Source organism: Nocardia sp. CA-120079 (assembly GCF_050955745.1).
GTDB lineage: Bacteria > Actinomycetota > Actinomycetes > Mycobacteriales > Mycobacteriaceae > Nocardia.
Window position 1 is genome coordinate 6,610,214 of the sequence record NZ_CP192088.1, and the last position, 22,530, is coordinate 6,632,743.

At 65.6% G+C, this 22,530-nt stretch carries 19 protein-coding genes; 10 read left to right on the plus strand and 9 right to left on the minus strand.

Features of this window, described 5'->3' with window-relative positions:
* The first annotated feature begins 320 nt into the window (after nucleotides 1-320).
* Entirely contained in the window at nucleotides 321-485 is a 165-nt protein-coding gene (locus ACQPYR_RS30555; RefSeq protein WP_433622368.1) for a hypothetical protein, read from the plus strand.
* 232 nt (nucleotides 486-717) lie between these two features.
* On the opposite strand, the gene ACQPYR_RS30560 is transcribed toward ACQPYR_RS30555, so the two are convergent.
* From ACQPYR_RS30560 to infC, 4 genes are all read right to left on the minus strand, one after another.
* Entirely contained in the window at nucleotides 718-1,515 is a 798-nt protein-coding gene (locus tag ACQPYR_RS30560; protein WP_433622370.1) for a TrmH family RNA methyltransferase, read from the minus strand.
* A 38-nt stretch (nucleotides 1,516-1,553) separates the two neighbouring features.
* Nucleotides 1,554-1,934: a 50S ribosomal protein L20 gene (gene rplT, locus ACQPYR_RS30565; protein ID WP_040689024.1), complete on the minus strand. Its 381-nt coding sequence runs from the start codon at nucleotides 1,932-1,934 to the stop codon at nucleotides 1,554-1,556.
* Nucleotides 1,935-2,071: 137 nt separating this feature from the next.
* Nucleotides 2,072-2,266, minus strand: a complete 195-nt coding sequence (gene rpmI, locus ACQPYR_RS30570) for a 50S ribosomal protein L35 (RefSeq protein WP_040689021.1) — start codon at nucleotides 2,264-2,266, stop codon at nucleotides 2,072-2,074.
* Nucleotides 2,267-2,327: 61 nt separating this feature from the next.
* Nucleotides 2,328-3,014, minus strand: a complete 687-nt coding sequence (gene infC, locus ACQPYR_RS30575) for a translation initiation factor IF-3 (RefSeq protein WP_084508992.1) — start codon at nucleotides 3,012-3,014, stop codon at nucleotides 2,328-2,330.
* Between the two features lie 336 nt (nucleotides 3,015-3,350).
* Here infC and ACQPYR_RS30580 point away from each other — a divergent pair, with 336 nt between their 5' ends.
* The 4 genes from ACQPYR_RS30580 (at nucleotide 3,351) to ACQPYR_RS30595 (ending at nucleotide 6,902) form a co-directional block, all read left to right on the plus strand.
* Nucleotides 3,351-3,692 carry a DUF1844 domain-containing protein gene (locus ACQPYR_RS30580; protein ID WP_433622372.1) on the plus strand — a complete coding sequence of 114 codons (342 nt, stop codon included), beginning with the start codon at nucleotides 3,351-3,353 and terminating at the stop codon, nucleotides 3,690-3,692.
* Between the two features lie 60 nt (nucleotides 3,693-3,752).
* Nucleotides 3,753-4,373 (plus strand): TetR/AcrR family transcriptional regulator, encoded by a 621-nt coding sequence (locus tag ACQPYR_RS30585; protein ID WP_433622373.1) that lies wholly within the window; start codon nucleotides 3,753-3,755, stop codon nucleotides 4,371-4,373.
* A gap of 46 nt (nucleotides 4,374-4,419) precedes the next feature.
* The gene (locus ACQPYR_RS30590) at nucleotides 4,420-5,961 is read left to right on the plus strand and encodes an FAD-dependent monooxygenase (protein ID WP_433622374.1); all 1,542 of its coding nucleotides are present in this window, start codon (nucleotides 4,420-4,422) and stop codon (nucleotides 5,959-5,961) included.
* A 227-nt stretch (nucleotides 5,962-6,188) separates the two neighbouring features.
* Nucleotides 6,189-6,902: an alpha/beta fold hydrolase gene (locus ACQPYR_RS30595; protein ID WP_433622375.1), complete on the plus strand. Its 714-nt coding sequence runs from the start codon at nucleotides 6,189-6,191 to the stop codon at nucleotides 6,900-6,902.
* Nucleotides 6,903-7,074: 172 nt separating this feature from the next.
* Here the strand turns inward: ACQPYR_RS30595 and uvrA are convergent, their stop codons facing one another.
* Entirely contained in the window at nucleotides 7,075-10,101 is a 3,027-nt protein-coding gene (gene uvrA / locus ACQPYR_RS30600) for an excinuclease ABC subunit UvrA (protein WP_433622376.1), read from the minus strand.
* 115 nt (nucleotides 10,102-10,216) lie between these two features.
* On the minus strand, nucleotides 10,217-12,313 hold the full coding sequence (locus tag ACQPYR_RS30605; RefSeq protein ID WP_433622377.1) for an amylo-alpha-1,6-glucosidase: 2,097 nt from the start codon (nucleotides 12,311-12,313) through the stop codon (nucleotides 10,217-10,219).
* A 778-nt stretch (nucleotides 12,314-13,091) separates the two neighbouring features.
* Here ACQPYR_RS30605 and ACQPYR_RS30610 point away from each other — a divergent pair.
* Nucleotides 13,092-13,724 carry a response regulator gene (locus tag ACQPYR_RS30610; RefSeq protein ID WP_387295502.1) on the plus strand — a complete coding sequence of 211 codons (633 nt, stop codon included), beginning with the start codon at nucleotides 13,092-13,094 and terminating at the stop codon, nucleotides 13,722-13,724.
* Here ACQPYR_RS30610 and ACQPYR_RS30615 read toward each other — a convergent pair.
* Nucleotides 13,721-14,509, minus strand: a complete 789-nt coding sequence (locus ACQPYR_RS30615; RefSeq protein WP_433622378.1) for a sigma 54 modulation/S30EA ribosomal C-terminal domain-containing protein — start codon at nucleotides 14,507-14,509, stop codon at nucleotides 13,721-13,723. The genes ACQPYR_RS30610 and ACQPYR_RS30615 overlap by 4 nt on opposite strands.
* 138 nt (nucleotides 14,510-14,647) lie before the next feature.
* Here ACQPYR_RS30615 and ACQPYR_RS30620 point away from each other — a divergent pair, with 138 nt between their 5' ends.
* Nucleotides 14,648-16,387: a sensor histidine kinase gene (locus ACQPYR_RS30620; protein ID WP_433622379.1), complete on the plus strand. Its 1,740-nt coding sequence runs from the start codon at nucleotides 14,648-14,650 to the stop codon at nucleotides 16,385-16,387.
* Between the two features lie 6 nt (nucleotides 16,388-16,393).
* Here ACQPYR_RS30620 and ACQPYR_RS30625 read toward each other — a convergent pair whose 3' ends face one another.
* Nucleotides 16,394-17,539, minus strand: coding sequence for a beta-ketoacyl synthase N-terminal-like domain-containing protein (locus ACQPYR_RS30625; protein ID WP_433622380.1), 1,146 nt, complete (start codon nucleotides 17,537-17,539; stop codon nucleotides 16,394-16,396).
* Nucleotides 17,540-17,800: 261 nt separating this feature from the next.
* Here ACQPYR_RS30625 and ACQPYR_RS30630 point away from each other — a divergent pair, with 261 nt between their 5' ends.
* From ACQPYR_RS30630 to ACQPYR_RS30640, 3 genes are all read left to right on the plus strand, one after another.
* On the plus strand, nucleotides 17,801-19,144 hold the full coding sequence (locus ACQPYR_RS30630) for a diguanylate cyclase domain-containing protein (protein ID WP_433622381.1): 1,344 nt from the start codon (nucleotides 17,801-17,803) through the stop codon (nucleotides 19,142-19,144).
* 7 nt (nucleotides 19,145-19,151) lie between these two features.
* On the plus strand, nucleotides 19,152-19,490 hold the full coding sequence (locus tag ACQPYR_RS30635) for an antibiotic biosynthesis monooxygenase family protein (protein WP_387295512.1): 339 nt from the start codon (nucleotides 19,152-19,154) through the stop codon (nucleotides 19,488-19,490).
* A gap of 84 nt (nucleotides 19,491-19,574) precedes the next feature.
* On the plus strand, nucleotides 19,575-21,920 hold the full coding sequence (locus ACQPYR_RS30640; protein WP_433622382.1) for a HelD family protein: 2,346 nt from the start codon (nucleotides 19,575-19,577) through the stop codon (nucleotides 21,918-21,920).
* Nucleotides 21,921-21,973: 53 nt separating this feature from the next.
* Here ACQPYR_RS30640 and ACQPYR_RS30645 read toward each other — a convergent pair whose 3' ends face one another.
* On the minus strand, nucleotides 21,974-22,426 hold the full coding sequence (locus ACQPYR_RS30645; protein WP_387295516.1) for a universal stress protein: 453 nt from the start codon (nucleotides 22,424-22,426) through the stop codon (nucleotides 21,974-21,976).
* Between the last annotated feature and the right edge of the window lie 104 nt (nucleotides 22,427-22,530).

Sequence of the window (22,530 nt, forward strand, 5' to 3'; positions counted from 1 at the left end):
ATCAGCCGAGGGTGTTATTGCACCCGATCCGTTCACCCTCATGATCGCGTATTGGTAAGCACCTGCCGCCGAGGAGCTGCCGCCGGATGCGGGTGGTTGCGTCCGAGCTGAAATAGCTCGACCCGAACATGCCACGAACGTACGCTGCTCGCATGTGCATCTACCCGAGTCGGACTCACCTGGTGTGCCCGCGTTGCCGGGTTGCTCACAAGCACACGATCGGACACGGCCCGGAACAGTGTCCGCAATGTCATGGCGAATTCATCGACGCCGGACCGGATCTCGAGGTGCCAAGGAAAGTCGACAACGAAGGTTGGCGAGTGCTCGCAACGGTCCTCGAATCCGGGCTGAACTTCTACGGCGGCTGCTGCGGCACCGGTCCCGGCTACCGGCCCCGTACCTCCCGTGAGGTTCGTGAGCGGCGGATGCTTGCCGAACGCACAGGTATATCGCTCGCCGAGGCATTAGCCACGCCGAACCCATGATCGGTTGTCCGAAAGCCCTTTTCGTATGAGGGCAGGCCAGGTTTACAGTCGGGACACGCCCGATCATCACCCGCTGACCATGGCGGCAAGGTCGGCGTGTGGGATTCGAAATTGGGGGCCGCCACCCCGATGCTGGTTTTCGACGGAGCGGCAAGGAACTGTTCGACTCCGCCGTGAAGGCCGGCAAGGCCGACCGCAAAGAGTTCAGCCAGCCTGCGGGTTCGCGCCCGGCCTATTTCGTGTGCTGGACCCGTGCGCTCGCATACAGGCAGATAGCTGCTGCGGCCGCGAGATTGAGACTTTCGGCGCGACCGTGGATCGGGATACGCACCCGGTGGTCGGCTCGGTTGGCGACCGACGGATCCAGACCGTGCGCCTCGTTGCCGAACAGCCAGGCCACCGGACCGGCAAGCAATTCGTCGGCCTCGTCCAGGCCGACCTCCCCCTTGGCGGCAGTGGCCAGCACCGTAATGCCCGCTGCCGCAACGGCATCGAGCACTTCGCCGATATCCCGATGCCGCGCGATCGGCACATGGAACAGACTGCCCGCACTCGCGCGCACGCATTTGCCATTGTGCGGATCGACCGCATCCCCGGCCAGCACAACACCATTCGCGCCCACCGCATCGGCGACTCGAATGAGGGTGCCGGCATTGCCGGGTTCGGCGATCTCGACAGGGACGGCGAGCAGTGTCGGACGCTCGGCAAGCACGTCCGCCAGCGGCACGTCGATGTGGTCACACACCGCGACAAGGCCCGGCGCGGTGACGGTTTCGCCGAGGTGTTCGGCGGCGCGCTCACTGACCAACGTGGTGCGCACGCCCGCGGCGGCGGCCCCGGCGATCAGCTGATTCTCCCGAACCGCGGCGTGCATCGAGTAGAACAGCTCGCGCACCCGACCGGCTTCCAGCGCCGCCGCAACGGAATTCGCGCCCTCGGCCAGGAACTGTCCGGTCTTGCGGCGCTGCACGGCGCGCTGGAGCTTGACAGCGGAAACGACCCGCGGATTGTGCTCGGAGAGCGCATCCACGGGTCGTTCCGAATGCTGTGTCGTCACGCAGGTGCGGATCAGGCGGCCGGGGCGTTGACGTCCTGCGGGAGGGCGGCCTTGGCGACGGCGACCAGACCGGCGAACGCCTCGGCGTCGGAGACGGCGAGTTCGGCGAGGATCTTGCGGTCCACCTCGACACCGGCGGCCTTCAGGCCCTGGATGAAGCGGTTGTAGGTGATGTCGTTCAGGCGCGCCGCGGCATTGATGCGGGCGATCCAGAGCTTGCGGAAGTCACCCTTGCGCGCCCGGCGGTCCCGGTAGGCGTAGGTGAGCGAGTGCAGCTGCTGTTCCTTGGCCTTGCGGTACAGCCGCGAGCGCTGGCCGCGGTAGCCCTTGGAGGCCTCGAGAACGGAACGGCGCTTCTTCTGCGCGTTGACGGCCCTTTTGACGCGTGCCATGGGTCTGTCCTTTTAGATCTAGGGGGCGGATGCGTGACGCCCTGGAATTGGTCGGTGGTCGGCGTCCGGAATCCCGGTCGCGCGGGGGCTGGCCTTTTCGAGCGAGCTGCAAGCAGTCGCTACGGAGTAGCTGAGTCTCAGAGACCCAGGAGGCGCTTGACGCGAGGGACGTCAACGGACGCGACGGCTTCCGTGCCGTCCAGACGACGAGTCCGGCGAGTGGACTTGTGCTCGAGCAGGTGGCGACGGTTCGCCTGCTGACGCAGCAGCTTGCCACGGCCCGAAACCTTGAATCGCTTCGAGGCGCCGCTGTGGCTCTTCATCTTCGGCATGGATTCCTCTATCTGTCTCGTACCGGTGGTCCTCGTCGGACCACCGGTTTTCTGATCGGTATTACTGCGGGTCGGCCGGCGCGGCCTGTTCGGCGACCGGTGCGCCCGCGGCAGGTGCGGGAGCGGCAGGCGCTTCGGTGGCGGCGGGACGCGGTGCCCGCGAATCCTCCTGCGCCTTCACCCGCGTCTTCGCACCCTTGTGCGGTGCGAGGACCATGGTCATATTGCGACCGTCCTGCTTGGCGGAGGTCTCGACGAAACCCAGTTCGGCGACGTCGGAGGCCAGACGCTGCAGCAGCCGGAAGCCCAATTCGGGACGCGACTGCTCACGACCGCGGAACATGATCGTGACCTTGACCTTCGAGCCGGCCTCGAGGAAGCGAACAACGTTGCGCTTCTTGGTCTCATAGTCGTGGTCGTCGATCTTGGGACGGAGCTTCTGCTCCTTGATCACGGTCTGCACCTGGTTCTTGCGAGACTCGCGCGCCTTCTGCGCCGTCTCGTACTTGAACTTGCCGTAGTCCATGATCTTGCAGACCGGTGGACGGGCATCCGGCGCGACCTCGACCAAGTCGAGATCCGCCTCGAGGGCGACGCGTAGTGCATCTTCAACACGCACGATCCCAACCTGTTCACCACCCGGTCCGATAAGTCGGACCTCGGGAACGCGGATGCGATCGTTGATGCGGGTCTCAGTGCTGATGGGGCCTCCTAGGTCAAGCGGTGTCGTCAGACGACCGCACGCAATAACGGCAACCCCTTTTCAACACAAAGGCCCCGTTGCGGTATTCCGCCACGGGGCCCGAGTCGACCGGCCTTCGACCACGAGCATGCTCGTGCCGTCCTTGTCCGTGATGATCCCCGCTAGGACCGTCCGCACAAGAAACCCGCCCCGGAGGGCGGGGGACCGGACCGTTTGACCAGTACGATTGCTCGTCGGCAACGGTGGGAGTCGGGCTCCACTTATCAGCCCCGGGCAAGCCGGGGCGGTCGTCAGCGGAAAGTCTAACATTCCCACTCGCTATCGCCGAATCGCCCCGCCCCGGCGAGCGCGCCCACCTACCACGATGCCATCCTCATGGCTATGAGTGACGAGGCATCCGACGTCCGCGAGTTGGCCGAAATCCCCGCGGTCGAGATCATCAGCCGCGCCGCGATGATGCTGATGAGCGCGGCGGCGGAGAAGCTCGGACTCGCCGACGAGGATCCGGACAACAGTCCGCGCCGCGATCTGGACGAGGCGCGCCGCCTGATCACCGCGCTCGCCGGGCTGGTCACCTCGTCTATCGAATACTTCGGTCCGCATGCCGGTCCGTATCGCGACGGCCTGAAGTCGTTGCAGCTCGCCTTCCGCGAGTCATCGGCGCATCCGGACGAGCCGGGCAAGGGTCCGGGCGAGAAGTACACCGGCCCGGTCTACGCTTAGCTAAATTTTGCCCAGCGGGAAATATTGCCCGCCGGGCAAGTTTCGTCGTACTCTGGTGTCATGCCAGATGAGCAAGTCCTCGGCCTTCGCGAGCGCAAGAAACTCGACACCCGCAAGGCACTCAGCGACGCGACGCTCGAGCTGGCGTTCGAACACGGACTGGCCAATATCACCAGAGAGGACATAGCCGCCCGGGCGGGCGTGTCGGTCCGCACCTTCAACAACTACTTCACCGGTAAGCACGAGGCGCTGGCCTACCGGCAGACCGAGCGGATCCAGCGCAGTCTGATCGCATTGCGGAACCGGCCCGTGGACGAGCCGCTCTGGACCGCGATCACCGCGGCAGTCCTCGAACCACTCGAGGCCGACGGCGCCGGAGACCACCCGCCAACCGCGCGGCAACTGGCGGTCGTTCGCGAATTGCTCGAGGCACCGGAGACCCGAACCGCGGTGTCCAAGGCGGTATCCGACGACTGGATCGAGGCGATCGCGGCACGCACCGGAACCGACGCGGCCCGCGATCTGTATCCCCGCCTCGTCGTCGGCGCGATCGGCGCGATCTACCAGGCCGCTACGGCGACCTATGTGTACGCGGATCCGCCGGTATTGCTCACCACACTCCTACGACAAGCCATCGACGAGGTAGCCGCGGGACTTCCCGCGCCTTCCGTCGACGACTGACTCACCGCACACTCACTTTTCAAAGGTAACAAGAGGTGTATTCGTCATGCCCGAAAACTCTTTCGAGGTAGTCATTTCCGGTGCCGGACCGAACGGGCTCATGCTCGCCTGCGAACTCGCACTGGCCGGTGTGCGTCCTATCGTGCTGGAGAAACTGAGCGAGCCAAGCGTCGAGCCGAAAGCGAACGGCCTTGTCGGCCAGGTGATTCGGCTGCTGGATATGCGCGGCCTATACCACGAATTCGGCGGCGCGCCGGGCGCTCCGCAGCCCGTGCCCGGCTATCTGTTCAGTGGGATGCCGGTGTCATTCGCCGAAGTCGCGAACAATCCGATGTACGCGCTGCTCATCCCCCAGCCGAAACTGGTTCGACTGTTGGAGAAGAGGGCACGCGAACTCGGTATCGAAATCCGTTGGGGCCATGAGCTGACCGATCTGGTCCAGCGGGACGGGAGCGTGACCGTCACAGTGACGGGTCCCGACCGCGAGTACGACCTGACCACCACATACTTGGTCGCGGCTGACGGCGGCAAGAGCTTCGTCCGCAAACACACCGGAATCGAATTCCCCGGCAGCACAAACGCATCGAAGTTGGTCCGGATGGCACATGTGAGCGTGCCGGAGGAGCTGCGAACCGGAGACGGCGGCATCCTGATTCCCGGCCTCGGGCGACTCCCCTTCGGACATAACCGACTCGAACGTGGCATGTTCATCTTCGCCGAGCTCGAACGCGGCCGCCCGTTGGTCGCGACCATGGAGTTCGACGGCGATCCGGTACCGGAGGACACGCCGATGACGCTCGACGAACTACGCACAAGTCTGCGGCGGGTGCTCGGTGTCGACCTGCCGATCGCACCACCGCCTGGCCCCGGCCCGCACGCCTTGCGCCGTACCGAAGGCCAGAACACTCGACTGGCCGAACGCTATCGCGAAGGAAATGTGTTCCTGCTCGGCGATTCCGCCCACGTGCATTCGGCGATGGGCGGCCCGGGCCTCAACCTCGGTTTGCAGGACGCGGCCAATCTCGGTTGGAAGCTCGCCGCACAGGTGAACGGTTGGGCACCCGTGGGACTGCTGGACACCTATCACTCCGAGCGATACCCGGTCGGCGAGCGCGTAATGATGCACTCACTGTCCCAGCTCGCACTGATGGCGCCCGGTCCGGAGATCACCGCGCTGCGCGAGTTCATGGGCGAACTTCTCAAAGCGCCGGAAAGCGCTGGACATATCGCACATCTGCTCGCCGGATCCGATATCCGCTACGACATCGGCGATCCGCACCCACTGTCCGGACGCATGGTCCCGAACCTCATCCTCGAAACCTCGGACGGCCGAACGCGTATCGCCGATCTGCTCCACTCGGCACGAGCTGTACTGGTCCAATTGACCGAGACCAGCGGGTTCGCCGATATCGCGGGCGACTGGAACGACCGGGTCGACACCGTTATCGCGACCTGTCCGGACGCGCCCGCTGACGCGCTACTCGTCCGACCGGACGGATATGTGGCATGGGCAGGCGAAGTCGGTGCCGAAGATGACCGACTCCGGAACGCATTGGCGCGGTGGTTCGGTCCAGCTCGGAGCTCGTAGGCACGCCGATGTGGCCCGCCCGGAACCGCGGAGATGCCACCCGGGTGGGCCGCAAGCAACGCGGGGCGATCCGTGCCGCCGAGTCGATCTCACGGGGCAATCCAACTCGACCCGAAGTAGTTCATCTTGTGAACAATGAAACACTTTGTGCGCGTGGCCATCTCGGTGACCCAGACGTATTACTGCGGATTTGCGTTCCGCCTGGTTCGGCGTGCGATGCTCACTGCATGGCACGGATACTTCTGATCCCCGGATTCTGGCTCGGCGCGTGGGCATGGGACGACGTCGCGGCCGATCTGCGCGGCCGGGGTGACGATGTGTCGGCGCTGACGCTACCCGGACTCGACCCGGCCGACGACGAACGGCTCGGCGCGACCCTGGAAATGCAGGCGCAGGCCATCCTCGACGAAATCGCCCCGGATGAAGCCGTGGTGGTCGTCGCGCACTCGGGCGGCGCCGCGGCCGCCTATCTCGCCACCGATATCGCCCCGGAACGCTTCAGCCGCGGCATTTATGTCGACGCCGCTCCGCTACCGAATGGCTTCATCCTCAATTCCGCACTGGACGCGACCGTTCGCGAACTCGCGCTGCCGGATTGGGATCAGTTGGAAGCCGACGGCAATAGCCTCACCGGACTGGACGAGGCATCCCTGGCCCGGTTCCGCGAATGTGCCGTTTCCGAACCCGTCGGAGTCGCCGCGGCTCCCCTGCGACTGAGCGATTCCCCGGCGCGCCTTGCCATCCCGACGACGGTGATCTGTAACAGCATCACCGCGGACCTGGTAAAAAAACTCCGCGACGCGGGTCAGGAACCCATGTTCGCCGAGTTGGCCAAGATCGACGCCGAATACATCGATCTGCCCACCGGCCACTGGCCGATGTGGTCCCGATACAAGGAACTCGCCGAACTGATCCACACCATCGCGAACCGGTCGGACTAGCGAGACCTCGTAGCGGGCCGGTACCGGACGTCGACCACCGAGATGGGATCGGCTGGTCGTTCGGCTGGAAGACAAGCTCGCAGCGCGTCGACCCAAGAGCTGAGCGGGCTTCCGTTGTCTTGCCCGACACCGAGTAAGCGGTGTCGGACGAGACAAGTGGTGTGCGGACAGGTCAGCGGAGCGCGGCGGCCTTCCGCGATGCGCGCTTCGCGGCGGCAGCATTCGGTGCCGGAATCTTCGTCGCCGTCGCCTTGGTAGCCGACGAATTGTTCGTCGCCTTCTTCGCTGGGGCTGCCTTCTTCGCCGCTGCTTTCTTGGCCGGAGCCTTGGGCTTGGTCGCGGCGGGCAGTGCCAGGACCTCCTTCAGGAACTGGCCCGTGTAGCTGTCGCCAACTGCCGCAACATCTTCCGGGGCGCCTTCGGCGACGACCGTACCGCCGCCGGAGCCGCCTTCGGGACCCATATCGACCACCCAGTCGGAGGTCTTGATGACGTCCAGATTGTGTTCGATGACGATGACCGTATTGCCCTTGTCCACCAGGCCGTTGATGACGAGCAGCAGCTTGCGAATGTCCTCGAAGTGCAGGCCGGTGGTCGGCTCGTCGAGGATGTAGACGGTGCGTCCGGTGGAGCGCTTCTGCAGTTCGGCCGCCAGTTTGACGCGCTGTGCCTCACCACCGGAGAGAGTCGGCGCGCTCTGGCCGAGTCGCACATAGCCCAGGCCGACGTCGACCAGGGTCTTGAGGTAGCGGTGGATCGAGGTGACCGGCTCGAAGAAGCCGGCGGCCTCCTCGATCGACATATCGAGCACCTCGGCAATGGTCTTGCCCTTGTAGTGCACCTCGAGCGTCTCCCGGTTGTACCGGGCACCGTGGCAGACCTCGCACGGAACATACACATCCGGCAGGAAGTTCATCTCGATCTTCAAAGTGCCGTCACCCGAGCATGCTTCGCAGCGGCCGCCCTTGACATTGAACGAGAACCGGCCGGGCTGGTAGCCGCGGACCTTCGCCTCGGTGGTTGCCGCGAACAGGGTCCGGATCTTGTCGAATACGCCGGTATAGGTGGCCGGATTCGAGCGTGGCGTCCGGCCGATCGGCGACTGGTCCACCTGCACGAGCTTGTCCAGATGATCGAGGCCGTTGATTCGGGTGTGTCGGCCCGGCACCTGCCGCGCACCGTTCAGCTTGTTCGCGAGCACGGTCGCGAGAATGTCGTTGACCAGCGTGGACTTACCGGAACCGGAAACACCGGTGACCGCGGTGAGCACGCCGAGCGGGAAGCTGACATCGATATTGCGCAGGTTGTGCTCGTTCGCGCCGACCACGGTGAGCTGGCGCTTCTTGCTCACCGGCCGCCGCACCATCGGCACCTCGATGCGTTCGCGGCCCGAAAGGTATGCGCCGGTCAGCGATTTCGGGTCGGTGAGCAGTTCCTGATACGGACCGCTGTGCACGACTTCACCACCGTGCTCACCGGCCAGCGGACCGATATCGACCACCCAGTCCGAGGCCCGAATGGTGTCCTCGTCGTGTTCGACCACGATGAGCGTATTGCCGAGATTCCGCAGCCGCGTGAGCGTTTCGATGAGCCGCCGGTTGTCGCGCTGGTGCAGACCGATCGACGGTTCGTCGAGCACATACAGCACACCGACCAGCCCGGATCCGATCTGGGTCGCCAACCGGATGCGCTGCGCCTCACCGCCGGACAGCGTCGCCGCGGCCCGCGACAGGCTCAGATACTCCAGTCCGACATCGAGCAGGAAGCCCAGGCGCGCCTGCACTTCCTTGAGCACCTGCCCGGCAATGGCGGTCTCCCGCTCCCCCAGCGTCAAGGCATTCAGGAATGCCGAGCAATCACCGATCGACAATTCGCTCACATCGGCGATGGACTTCTTCGCACCGCCCGAGGCGATGGTGACGGCCAGAATTTCCGGACGTAGCCGAGCACCGTTGCACACCGGGCACGGCACATCGCGCATATACCCGTCGTAATGCTCCTTCATCTGCTCGGATTCGGTGCTCTCCATGCGCCGCTGCAGAAACGGCATCACGCCCTCGAAATCGGCGTAATACGAACGCTTCCGGCCGTACCGGTTGGTGTAGGAGACGTGCACCTGATCCGAACTGCCCTCCAGCACCGCCTTGCGTGCCTTCGGCGGCAGGTCCTGCCACGGCGTATCCATGGAGAATCCGATGGATTCGGCCAGACCCGACAGCAGCCGGGTGAAGTATTCGGCGGTCTGTCCGCGCGACCACGGTGCGATCGCGCCCTCGGCCAGGCTCAATTCGGGATCTGGCACCACCAGTTCCGGATCGACCTCCTTGCGGATGCCGAGCCCGGTGCAGTCCGGGCATGCGCCGTAGGGCGAGTTGAACGAGAACGAGCGCGGTTCGAGATCCTCGATATCCAGGGGGTGACCATTGGGGCAGGCCAGGCGTTCGGAGAACCGGCGCTCCCGATCGTGGGCGTGCTCGTCGCGGTCGACGAAGTCCAATACCACGATGCCGTCGGCCAACCGCAGCGCGGTCTCGATCGAATCGGTAAGGCGCTGTTTGGAACTCGACTTCACCTGGAGCCGGTCCACCACGACCTCGACGTCGTGCTTCTCCTGCTTCTTCAGCTTCGGCGGATCGGTGAGCGGATACACCACGCCATCGACCCGGACGCGCGAATAGCCCTGGCTGTTCAACTGGTCGAACAGATCGACGAATTCGCCCTTGCGGGTGCGCACCACCGGCGCGAGCACCTGGAATTTGATGCCCTCCTCCATGGCGAGCACCTGATCCACGATCTGCTGCGGACTCTGCTTGGCGATCAGCTCACCGCAGACCGGGCAGTGCGGAGTACCGGCGCGCGCGTACAGCAGACGCAGGTAGTCGTAGACCTCGGTGATGGTGCCGACCGTCGATCGGGGGTTGCGGTTGGTCGACTTCTGATCGATCGAAACGGCAGGCGAAAGGCCCTCGATGAAGTCGACGTCCGGCTTGTCCATCTGCCCGAGGAACTGGCGCGCGTACGCCGACAGCGATTCGACATAGCGGCGCTGCCCCTCGGCGAAGATCGTGTCGAAGGCGAGGCTGGATTTGCCCGAACCGGATAGACCGGTGAACACGATGAGACTGTCGCGGGGCAGATCGATGTCGATGCTCTTGAGATTGTGCTCCCGAGCTCCGCGCACAGTGAGGCGTTCCGCCACCAGGTGTCCCTTCTCGATCGTGTCGGTCCAACAGACGTGATACCCCCAGCGCCATGCTAGGCCGACCCACCGACAAGTTTCGTCGCACGCCGGGGTCCCCGGTCATCGGTCCAGGTCAGGAGTCGGATCGACGCAGCTTTCCAGCCAATCCGCTGAGCTGCCAGCCCCCATTGTCCACGGTGACGGTGAGCACATCGGACCCCACCCGGACCCCGCTCACCCGTAACGGCAGATACCGGTCCGGCACCGCGGGCGCGACCGACGCCGAGCCGGTGCCCGGCTCCAACCGCAACATGCTCCGCATGAAAAGCAGCGGCGCCGCCGACGCCCACGCCTGCGGTGAGCAGGAGGTCGGATACGGCACCGGCGCGTCGAACTCTGCCCGGTCGAAACCGCTGAAGAGCTCGGGCAGTCGATAGCCGAAGCGAGTCGACGCGTCGAGGACCCCGTCGATCACACGGTTGGCATGTTCGGTGAAGCCGTAGCGCATCAGTCCGGCGGCGCAGATCGCGTTGTCGTGCGGCCAGACCGAACCGTTGTGATAGCTCACCGGGTTGTAGGCACCCATGTTGGTGGCCAAGGTGCGGATACCCCACCCACTGAACATCTCCGGCGACAGCAGGTGATCCGCGACCGGCCGCGCCTTGTCCTCGTCGATGATCCCGGTCCACAGGCAGTGCCCGATATTCGAGGTCAGCGCGTCGATCGGCCGCTTGTCCCCGTCCAGACCGATGGCGAACCAACCGTGCTCGGGCAACCAGAACGTCTTGTTGAACGCTTCCTTCACTGCCGCTGCCTTGACGCGGAACCGATCCGCGGTCGGGTGATCGCCCACATCGGCCGCAAGGGCCGCCCGGGCCACATACGCGGCGTACACATATCCCTGCACCTCGGCCAGCGCGATCGGCGCCTCGGGCAGCCTGCCGTCGGCGAAGTTCACCCCGTCCCAGGAGTCCTTCCACCCCTGATTCGCCAAACCGTGCTCGGCCGCGCGCTGATACTCGACGAATCCGTCGCCGTCCGCGTCACCGAAGTTTTCGATCCACTCCAGCGCCCGATCCGCATGCGGAAGCAGCTCGTCCCTGGTCTCGGCATCCAGTCCCCAGCGATGCAACTCACCGAGCAACATCACGAAAAGCGGTGTGGCATCGGCGGTTCCGTAGTACACGGTGTCACCGCCGAGCAGCGACGTCGCCGCCCGCCCGAACCGCACCTCGTGCGGTATCTTTCCCGGCTCCTCCTCGGTCGTGGCGCGCACCTCGCTGCCCTGCAGACCCGCCAGACTCTGCAGCGTGCCGACGGCGAGCCGCCGGTCCAGCGGCAACACCATCCACGAGGTGAGCAGCGAATCCCGCCCGAACAGCGCCATGAACCACGGCGCGCCCGCGGCGACCACCGCCCGTTCCGGATGACCTGGATCGAAGATGCGCAGTGCGCCGAGATCGACGACAGCGCGGCGCAGTACCTCAGCGAGTGTCTGATCGTCGGTCTGCACCGACGGCGAATTCTCGTACCATTCGCGCATCCGCAGCGCCGGCGCGCTGTGCGAGATCGGATTCCCACACTGATGCCGCGGCGTCACCACCGAACCGAGCGTCGGCTGGTACTGGATGCACACCGACCATTCCCCCCGCCCTGGCAGCTCGACCTGCCACCGCAATTCGCGATCGACCGCGGTCGCCCCCGCGGCGGTCACCGTCACCGCCAGCGGCAGATCGGTCCGGCTGATCTCGACCGTGCCTGCCGTCGCCTTGCTCTTGGTGACCACCACGCTGTCGCCGATCCGTCCCTCCTTCACCTCGAACAGATCGGCGAAATCGGCATCGAGTTCCAGCACCACCACACAGCTGATCGCCGCACCGGAGAGATTGCGGACGGTCACGTCATCGCGCATACCGTCGCCGACATACCGCGCGACGGTCACCAGTGCCGTGCTGTCGGCGCGTCCGGGCCGCGGCGGCGTCCTGGCCAGCAGCGTCGCGCTATAGGGCTCGGTATGCTGGACAGTGAGCGGTTGCGGCGCCAACCCGTCGACGGTCAGCCGCCACCGCGACAGCACCCTGGTATCGCGCACGAACAATCCCTCGGCACGATTCGGGCTGATGACACCGCCGTCCTCGCTGATGCAGAAGGTCGAGCCCTCGACCAGGGTGACCCCGGCGACCGCCCGGGGCGCCCCGGGATCGCCGCCGTCACCCCAGGGGCTCGTCAAGCGACCGGTGTGGGCAGCATGGCCCGGCTCGTCGCTACCCGAGGCGCCGGTGGCTCCTCACGCGGTTCGGGGTCGTCGGCTCCCATCAGTGGACGCACCCGCTCAGTGTAGTAGCGGCACTGCTCCGGTTCGCGGATCTTGGTGATCATCACCAGTTTTCGGCGCGCCCAGCCGATCCAGACCGCCCGATGCGCCCGTTCTCCGCATTCATCCGGCCGACGAAGGCGATGTAGCCACCGGCGCGGGCACTCACGGCCGCACGAACAGCCGGATCTTCATGGACACGTCCACGCTTCTTCGGGTCCCGGCTGGGAATCGATAGCTGGGAACTCTCGAATGGCGCGGCCATGTGCGAACCGCCATTGCACGCCGCATTCTCCGCAGCGGAACAGGGCATCCCGGTGGTCGACGAAGGTGCCGATAGCATGCGAACTACAATCGGGACAGCTCCGCGGCGGACCGAAAACATTGCCGAAATCGAGCGTCGCTGAATATGTCATTGTTCGACATAACTTTGCATGGGGCCCTCCAAGGCCGCGCTACCAAAGACCGCTATGAATGACCTCGGCCTCAGCATACCTGGAACCCCGATGCGCACAATGCCATTCCAGCGGTCGGTTTCTTTCGGTGTTTCGATAGCGCTCGTCGGTAAATTCGAGTCGCCATTACTCGAAATTGTCGTTCCCGACATACCGGTGCGGCCCGCCGAGGGATACCTTGTCGGGTAGGACCAAACGCCGGGGGCGCACGAGATCCCCTGCACCACACAGGAGGTCGCGTGATCACAGTGTTCCTCGTCGACGACCACGAGATCGTCCGGCGCGGCCTCGTCGACCTGCTGGAGAGCGATCCGGAACTCACCGTGATCGGCCAGGCCGGCGATGTCGCCGACGCCATGGCGGGCATTCACGCCCTGCGACCCGATGTGGCTGTACTGGACGTCCGACTTCCCGACGGCAACGGCATCGAACTGTGCCGCGACCTGCTCGCCGAAATCGACGATTTGCATTGCCTCATCCTGACGTCCTACACCGATGAACATGCCATGTTGGACGCGATATTGGCGGGCGCGAGCGGCTATGTCGTCAAGAACATCAAGGGCATGGAATTGGCCGCGGCGATCAAACAGGTCGGCGCCGGGCGTTCGCTATTGGATAACCGCGCGGCGGCCGCACTCAAGGCCCGGCTACGTTCCAGCACCGAAAAAGACGGGCCGCTGGCCGGCCTCACCGAGCAGGAACGCCGACTGCTCGCACTACTCGGCGAGGGATTGACCAATCGACAAATCGCGGCGCGAATGTTCCTGGCGGAGAAGACCGTCAAGAATTACGTCTCGCGGCTTTTGGCCAAACTCGGCATGGAACGGCGCACCCAAGCCGCGGTGCTGGCCTCCAAACTGCGTGAGAGCTAGCGAATTTCGACCGGAACGACGATGGTGAGATCCCCGTCGTAGCGGCGGTACAGCAGGCGGCCGCGGCCCCTGTCGGCATCGGTGAAGAACAGGAAAGGCAATCCCTTACGGCACAGCCGGGTCACCGCCGCCTCCTCGATCAGGACCGGCGCCGGATCCGAATCCATGATCAGGGGTAGGGAATTCACCGTGAGCGGCCGCTGCGCCGGAGCCTGCGGCGGCTGTGTGGTGCGCTGCCTGGTCAGCCGGACGCCGATCGGATCCGCCCAGCTCATCAGGGCGTCCTCACCGGTTTCGGCATCGATGAACAGGTATGAGTCATAATCCATGGCATCCATCACCGCCGACGCCTCGGCGGGCGTACCGGTCAGCAACGCGCAGTGCTTCCTCCGCACGATCGGGCGCGGCTCGGTGACCCTGGCCAGGGGCGGACGCGCCGGATCGGGCCACTCGCGTGACTGTTTGGTCGCCAGCCGGGCGATCTGACGGTCCAGCCGTTCCACCGCGAAGGTCACCGCGAAGCCGCGCGGACCGGTGACCTGCACACGGGTCGGGGTGTCGTGTATGCGAATGTTGGCCTGTACCAACGTGGGTTCTTCCGAATCCACCGGCGCGGTCACCCGCACCCGCGCCGCTGCGTCGAGATGGTGCCGGCGCAGTACCCGGCCGATGCCCCGCACCGCCCTGGTCACATCCGCGGGCGGCACCGCCCCCCGGGTGGTCACGGCGAGTTCGGGGTCGGCGGCAGTGGCCCACAGCTCAGACGAATGCAACGGCGAATTCATAGGACAACCCTACTTTCTATTCCCGGTGTGCGACCATGCCATCACCGCTACGCCACCGCGAACAGGGCCGAAAGTCCTCGATCGACCAACTAGACTGGCGTAGGCGCTATTACGCGCCTGCCAGAACAGGATGCCGTCATGACCGAAGAGCTGGGCAGCGGCCTCTATTCGGTACGCGACACGCTGTCGCAACTTCGGCTCCGGGAGCTGCTGTCGGAGGTCAAGGAACGCGTCGAGCTGATCATCGATTCCCGCGACCGGATGGACGGCTTGGTCGAGGCGATGCTGACCGTCACCTCCGGCCTCGACCTCGATGAAACGCTGCGCGCCATCGTGCACACCGCCACCAGCCTGGTCGACGCCCGCTACGGCGCGCTCGCCGTGCGCGGACACGAGCAGCAGGTCACCCAGTTCCTCGACGAAGGCATGGACGACACCATCCGGGAGCGCATCGACCGACTTCCCGCCGGACACGGCGTACTCGGCGAGGTGTTCACCCAACCCAAACCGCTGCGCCTCGACGAACTCTCGAAACACCCTGCGTCCGTGGGGTTTCCAGAACACCACCCGCCGATGCACACCTTTCTCGGTGTCCCGGTGCGCATTCGTGACGAGGTCTTCGGCAGTCTCTACCTCACCGAGAAAGCCAATGGTCAGCCGTTCACCGAGGACGACGATGTACTCGTGCAGGCGCTGGCGGCCGCGGCCGGCATCGCCGTCGACAACGCCAGGCTCTACGAATCGGCGCGCACCAGACAGGCCTGGATCGAGGCCACCCGCGATATCGCCACCGAATTCCTCGCGGGCACCGAACCCGATCTGGTGCTCGCCCACGTCGTCGACCATGCGCGCACCCTGACCGGCTCACATCAATCGTTCCTGGCCAGCACCGCGGTACCGCAACTCCAACTCGCCGCGATCTCCGAACTCGTCATTACCCAATGGTCCGGTCCGGGTAGCGGATTCGACGGACTGGTCGTGGACGCCGACGGCACCGCACTCGGCGAGGCCTTCACCCGCCGCACACCGCTGCGCTTCGACAATGCCGCCCTGATCGACCTCGGCGTCCCACTGCACGATGTCGGGCCCGCGCTGATCCTGCCGCTGTGCACACCCGACGCCACCCTCGGCGCGCTGGTCACCGTGCGTCCCATCGGCTCACCGCCCTACCCCGACGAACTCGTCGAGCTGACCAACGCGTTCACCGACCAGGCCGCGCTGGCCATGCAGCTGGCCGAAACCCAGCGCAGAATGCGCGAACTCGATATTCTCGCCGACCGCGACCGCATCGCCCGCGACCTGCACGACCATGTGATCCAGCGGCTGTTCGCCATCGGGCTCACCCTGCAGAGCGCAGTACCGCGCGCCGAGGTACCCGAAGTGCGCCAACACCTTTCGACGGTCATCAATGATCTGCAGGAGGTGGTCCAGGAGATCCGCACCTCCATCTTCGATCTGCACGGCGGCAATGGCGGCGGTATCGAATTGCAGCAGCGGATCGAGGATGCGGTGCGTCAGCAGACCACCGATTCGCCGCTGCGGGCCACCGTGCAGGTGACCGGACCGCTGTCGGTGCTGGAGGCCGAATTGGCCGATCACGCGGAGGCGGTAGTGCGTGAGGCGGTGAGCAATGCGGTGCGGCATTCCGGCGCGGCGACCGTCTCGGTGGAGATCAGCGTGGCCGATGATCTGACCATCGTGGTCACCGATAACGGCTGGGGCATCCCGAATCACGTGATCCGCAGCGGGTTGCGGAATCTGGAGCAGCGGGCCGAGAAGTCGGACGGGCAGTTCACCATCGGCCCCGCGGTGGCGGGTATGCACGAAACAGAGGGCATGCCGGGCACGAAATTGTCCTGGTCGGTGCCGCTTCCGTAAACGGCCTCAGTCGACGGGACCGAGCACGACCATCGAATTATTGCCGCCCATGCCGAGCGACAGCTTGACCGTGATCCCGCCCTCGAAGGGCGTGGGACCGTCCAATAGTCGCTCGTAGGCGGGTGCGACGATCGGTGCGGCGGGCACGATGCCGCGGTCGTAGGCCAGTGCCGCGGCGGCCACCTCGACACCGGCCGCCGCCCCCTGGCAGTGCCCGGCAAGCGGCTTGACCGAATAGACGTGCGGCCGGTCGTCGAACATCCGCCGCAGCAGATCCCGCTCGGCCACATCGCACTGCCGGGTGCCGGTGCCGTGCGCGTTGAAATACCGCACGTCCGCGGGGACGATGGCAGCGTCGGCGAGCGCCTGGCGCGCACAGTTGAAGATCTGGGTGTGCCCAGGATCGACCGAAACCACATGATAGGCGTCATTGGTCATGCCGCCGCCGAGCACCGCGGCATAGGGCCGCTCGACCGAGCGTGTGAGGACGAAGGCGACCGACGCCTCACCCATGCTGAAACCGCGGCTGCCCTCTTGGAAGGGGCGGCAGGCGGCCAGTGGTTCGGTATCGCCGACCGCGGCACCGAGCCGGACGAAGTGCTCGAGCATTTCAGGGGTGGCCGACATATCGGTAGCGATGCAGATCACGTCGTCAGCGACACCGCACCGCAGCCAGAGTTCGGCGGTGATCAGCGCGACATTCGCCGAACTGCACGCCGCCGAGACATTCATCGATGGCCCGTGGAAGCCGAATTCCTGCTGTAGTACCGAGATCGGTGTGGAGGGCAGCAGTCGCAGGTAGTCGCGCGAGCGCCGGTGGCCCTCATCGACCAGATAGAAGTCGCGCCAATTGGCGACATCGCCGAGCACGATGGCGTGCAGCAGGCCGACCGTGCGGCCCGGTCGCCAACCACGCGCGGAGGCGTCGGCGATCGCCTCGCGACCCGCCTCCTGCATGGCACGGCCGTAGAGGCTGGTGCTCACCATGGGATCACCGCCATCGGGAATCAGCGAAACCCAGGCGTGCTCATCGCGGCCGAAGCCGTAGCCTGGTTGTAGCGAGGCCGCGGATTTCCCGCTCAGCAGCCCCTGCCAGAGCGTCTCCCGACCCCAGCCGTACCCGCTGACCGCCCCGATCCCAGCGATCGTCATATGATCTTGATGGTGCTTTTCACTGTTCGGGTTGGTACCCGACATGGCATCGCTCCTTCACCGGCTCCCGGGGCCGAAGCGACGTTCGGCTCGAGAAATGTTCACAAATCCGGGTTCTGTAATGATCACCAGATAGCGGCGGATGGAGTGGCCGGACTGTGAGCGAAGCAATAGCGTCGACGATGTGATCTTGTACACGTCGAGACCAGAATAATCCCATGTTCCAATGGCCATGATCGGGTCGATGATCGGGGGTTCGGAGTGGATCAGGACAAGGCAGTCGACGTCGGGGTCGACGCCGAGCAGCTGGCTCAGCGCTACCGGTCCCTGGTCGAACACACCCCGGACGGGATCGTCGTGCACGAGCGCGGCACCGTCGTCTACGCCAACCAGGCCACCGCGCGCATGCTGGCCGCCGACAGCGCCGACGAGGTGATCGGCCAACCGCTGACCAGGTTCGTCCATCCCGATTCGGTATCCGGCATGGTGGACCGCATCAGCCAGCTGACCACCGCGGGCGCCGCCTCCGATCCCACCGAAATGGAGCTGATCCGGGTCGACGGCGAGATCGTCCCGGTCGAGACGGTTTCGGTGCTCACCGCATGGCACGACCACCTCGCCTATCAGGTGGTCATCCACGACCTCACCGCCCAGCGCGCCGCCGAGGCCGCTCAGCGCCGCGCCGAGCAGCACTTCACCACGGTGGTCTCGCAGTTGGAGGAGGGCGTGGTGGTGATCGACCGGAACGGCCGCATCGAATCGGCCAATCCCGCGGCCGTGCAGATCTTCGGCACCGACGAACGCACCGGTGAACTCATCGGCTCCACCATCGATGAACTGCCGCTGATCCTGCTCGACGCCAATGCCCAGCCGCTGCCGCCGAGCCGACATCCGGTCGCACGCACCTTGGCGACCGGCGAAACGATCACCGGATACATCTTCGGCGTCGACCGGCACGACGGTCAGCGTCGCTGGCTCTCCGGCAGCTCGCGACTGCTCAATCCGGGCGATCCGGAATCATCCGCAGTGTCCTCCTTCGCCGACATCACCGAATTCCGGGCCAGTCGAAGGCAATTGGAGTTCCAGGCCACCCACGACTCACTGACCGGACTGGCCAACCGCTCACTGATCCTGTCCCAACTCGCCAATGCGCTGACCGCCAGCGAGGATCTGCCGGTCTCGACGGTGCTGTTCATCGACCTGGACGGCTTCAAGGCGATCAACGACACCCTCGGCCACGCGATCGGCGATACCGTGCTGCAGATCGTGGCCCAGCGGTTGCAGCGCGCACTGCGCGGCACCGATCTGGTCGGCCGACTCGGCGGCGACGAATTCCTGGTACTGCTGTCCGGCCGGACCCGACGCGTCGATCTCGACTCGCTGGTCGAGCGGCTGCGCTCGACCATGGCCGAGCCGATCATCGCGCGCGGGCACCGGATCGCGGTGAACGCCTCGATCGGCGTGACCGAACTCGCCGAGGGTGACAACCGCACGCCCGAGGCGGTGCTGCACGACGCCGATCTGGCGATGTACCGCGCCAAGCCGACCGGCCATCGGGAAGGCACCAGCCTGGGCCGCAGACCGAATAACACGCACGCTTCCTGAGGGTTCCATGATCATCGAACACGCGCTGTTGCCCGTCCGCCCCGCCGAGTCGGCGGCCTTCGAGGCGGCGTTCGCCGAGGCCAGGCCGATCATCGAGAGTATGCCGGGCTTCCGGTCGCTATCGCTGTCCAGGTGCGTCGAGGCGCCCGACACATATTTGCTGTTGGTGGGATGGGAACAGTTGAGCGACCATGTTGATGGCTTCCGCGGGTCCGCCGGATATCAGCGCTGGAAGCAACTGCTGCATCACTTCTACGAACCGTTCCCCGTCGTCCAACATTTCACGCCGGTCCTGGCCACGGACCCGCTACCTGCGGTTACAGCGAGCCCGCCGAACCAGCAGTAGACTCGAAAACTCTGTTTTCAATGGCGTTCGCGTGCACCGTGACCTGCGTGTGCACCGGCTCATCGCGGTGACAAGGAGTTCAGTTTGCCCGACCGCCTCACTCAGGATCGTGCCGCGCACGACGGCACACCCGAGCGGAACCGCGAGATCGACCTGGAGCAGGCCTACCTGTCCGTGCTCTATGAACGACTCGACGATATGCGCGAATACGCCACGAAACGGCTGCGCACCGTGCTGCTGGAAACCGGTGGAACCCCGCAGGCGCGCACCGAACGCGAATCCTTCAGCCAGCTCTATTCCGAGGATCTGGCCAAATACGACGCCGCCGAACACGGCCTGTGTTTCGGCCGCATCGACCTCGACGGTGAGCTAGAAGGCGAATACCGCTACATCGGCAGGCTCGGCATCCTCGACGAGAAGGACGATTACGAGACGCTGCTGCTGGATTGGCGCGCGCCCCTGGCCCGTCCGTTCTATCTAGCGACGACCGCCGCCCCGGACGGGGTGGTCCGGCGACGACATATCCGGTCCCGCAATCGTCGGGTCACGGCCATCAATGACGAGTACCTGGACCTCGACGCCGCTCGGACCGCGGGTGTGACCGATGGTGAGGGCGGGGTCGGCAGCGAGAGCGCATTGCTCTCGGCGCTCAATGCCGCGCGCACCGGTCATATGAACGACATCGTCGAGACCATCCAGAGCGAGCAGGATGCGATCATTCGCTCCGAGCACAAGAGCGTGCTGGTGGTCCAAGGCGGTCCGGGCACCGGTAAGACCGCCGTCGCACTGCACCGCGCGGCGTATCTGCTCTACACCTACCGTCAGCAGTTGGCCAAGAGCGGAGTGCTGATCATCGGTCCTAACGCCACCTTCCTCGACTACATCGGTCAGGTGCTGCCATCGCTCGGTGAGACCGGCGTGCTGCTGTCCACCATCGGCGATCTGTATCCGGGAGTGAAGGCCACCCGCGAGGATTCGCTGCGCGCCGGCGAGGTCAAGGGCTCGCTGGCCATGCTGGAGGTGCTCAAGCAGGCGGTACGCGACCGTCAAGAGGTGCCCGCGGAGCCGGTCCGCCTCTCCTTCGACGGCTACCCGGTCACACTCGATCGCAAGATCGCCACCAAGGCGCGCGGTCGCGCCCGCTCCTCGCGGCGTCCGCACAATCTGGCCCGGCCGATCTTCGCCTCCTCGGTCATCGACGCACTCACCGAACAACTGGCCCAGACCATGGGCGCGGATCTGTCCGGCGGACACCGGGGGATGGCAGGAGGCGCAGCCGACGGGGCGGGTAAGGAAAGTCTGCTCAGCCGAACCGATCTGGCCGAGATCCGGGACGAAATGCGCGCCGATCCGGAGATCCAGGCGGCCATCGGCAAGCTCTGGCCGATCCTGTCGCCGCAGGAGGTGCTTGCGGATCTGCTGGCCGATCCGAAGCGACTCGACCGGGCCGCGAGCAGTCTGGATCCGGCCGACCGAGCCGAACTCGCGCGCTCGGACAACGGCGAATTCAGCGCGCCGGACGCACCGCTGCTCGACGAACTGGCCGAACTACTCGGCATCGACGACACCGAGGAACGCGAACGCGCCCGCCGTCGCTGGCGGGCCCAATTGGCCGAGGCGCAGGACGCGCTCGACATCCTGACCGGTTCCGCGCCACAGGATCTCGAGGACGACCTCGATCCGGAAATCCTGATGGCCTACGACCTGATCGACGCCGGCCAGCTGGCCGAACGTCAGGATGTGCGCAATCGGCAGACCACCGCGGAACGCGCGGCGGGTGATCGCAATTGGACCTACGGCCATGTGATCGTCGATGAGGCGCAGGAACTTTCGGAGATGGCCTGGCGGATGGTGATGCGCCGCATACCTAATCGGTGGGTCACTGTGGTCGGCGATGTGGCGCAGACCGGTGATCCGGCGGGCGCCTCTTCCTGGCAGCGGATGCTGGAACCCTATGTGGCACAACGATGGAAGCTCACCGAGTTGACCGTGAACTACCGGACCCCGGCGGAGATCATGGCGGTCGCGGCGGATGTGCTCGCCGAGATCGATCCGGCCGCGTCGGTGCCGCGGTCAGTTCGGGAGACGGATGTGCGCCCCCGCGCCCATGCCGTCGATGCGAGCGAATTGCGCAGTGCGGTAGCACAATTGGTAGCAGCGGAGTCCGGGCCCGGTACCACGGCCGTCATCACACCGCACGAGATGGTCGCGGACTTCGCCGAGTTGGCGGGCGAATCCGTCCGTGTGCTCACGGTGCACGAGGTCAAGGGGCTGGAATTCGACGCGGTCTATCTGGTGGAACCCCAGGGGATCCTCGATGAATCGCCGCGTGGGATGAACGACCTGTACGTGGCACTGACCCGGGCGACCCAGCGACTCGGCGTGGTGCACACCGGCGACCTGCCACCAGTGCTCAGCGCACTGGATTGACGACGACAGCCGCACACTGCGGGAATGTGCGGCTGTCGCTTCGGCTTTACTGCTTACCTGACGGTGTGCACGATCAGCACATCGGAGCGGGACTTGCGCGCCACATCCGAAGGCACCGAACCCAACAACCGGCCGGCCAGGGTGTTCAGGCCGCGGTTACCGACGACCAGCAGATCGCCCTCGACCTCCTTGATGAGTGCGAGCAGGGATTCGACGGGCTCACCCACGATCGCCCGCTCGACGATCTGCTCGGCGCCCGCGGCGGTCGCGCGGTCGCGGGCGGTGCGCAGGATCTCGTTGGTGGGCGCGGAGCCGCGCACCTGGTAGGCCTCGTCCTTGAGCACATCGGCGGCGGCGGCCACATCGCGATCGTCGGTCGGGTAGTACGCGCAGGCCACGACCAGGGTCGCACCCGCGGCCGCGGCCAGCGAAGCGGCCTTGTCGACGGCGACGTACGACGAGTCCGAGCCATCGGTACCGACGACAATGGTCCGGTAGGCGGTCATGCCTCCACCTCGCTGACGCTCGGCTCCGGCATGACCGCCTGTGGCGCTGCGCCCATGGTTCGCTCGCTTCGCTCCCTCACGGCTTTCTCCTCCAACTATGTGGT

Bases quoted from the DNA above. Each gene is read 5' to 3' on its own strand.
- ACQPYR_RS30585 (WP_433622373.1), top strand. From the start codon at position 3,753: ATGCCAGATGAGCAAGTCCTCGGCCTTCGCGAGCGCAAGAAACTCGAC.
- rplT (WP_040689024.1), bottom strand. From the start codon at position 1,934: ATGGCACGCGTCAAAAGGGCCGTCAACGCGCAGAAGAAGCGCCGTTCC.
- ACQPYR_RS30580 (WP_433622372.1), top strand. From the start codon at position 3,351: ATGAGTGACGAGGCATCCGACGTCCGCGAGTTGGCCGAAATCCCCGCG.
- ACQPYR_RS30645 (WP_387295516.1), bottom strand. From the start codon at position 22,426: ATGACCGCCTACCGGACCATTGTCGTCGGTACCGATGGCTCGGACTCG.
- rpmI (WP_040689021.1), bottom strand. From the start codon at position 2,266: ATGCCGAAGATGAAGAGCCACAGCGGCGCCTCGAAGCGATTCAAGGTT.
- ACQPYR_RS30590 (WP_433622374.1), top strand. From the start codon at position 4,420: ATGCCCGAAAACTCTTTCGAGGTAGTCATTTCCGGTGCCGGACCGAAC.
- ACQPYR_RS30635 (WP_387295512.1), top strand. From the start codon at position 19,152: ATGATCATCGAACACGCGCTGTTGCCCGTCCGCCCCGCCGAGTCGGCG.
- ACQPYR_RS30625 (WP_433622380.1), bottom strand. From the start codon at position 17,539: ATGACGATCGCTGGGATCGGGGCGGTCAGCGGGTACGGCTGGGGTCGG.
- ACQPYR_RS30595 (WP_433622375.1), top strand. From the start codon at position 6,189: ATGGCACGGATACTTCTGATCCCCGGATTCTGGCTCGGCGCGTGGGCA.
- ACQPYR_RS30615 (WP_433622378.1), bottom strand. From the start codon at position 14,509: ATGAATTCGCCGTTGCATTCGTCTGAGCTGTGGGCCACTGCCGCCGAC.
- ACQPYR_RS30620 (WP_433622379.1), top strand. From the start codon at position 14,648: ATGACCGAAGAGCTGGGCAGCGGCCTCTATTCGGTACGCGACACGCTG.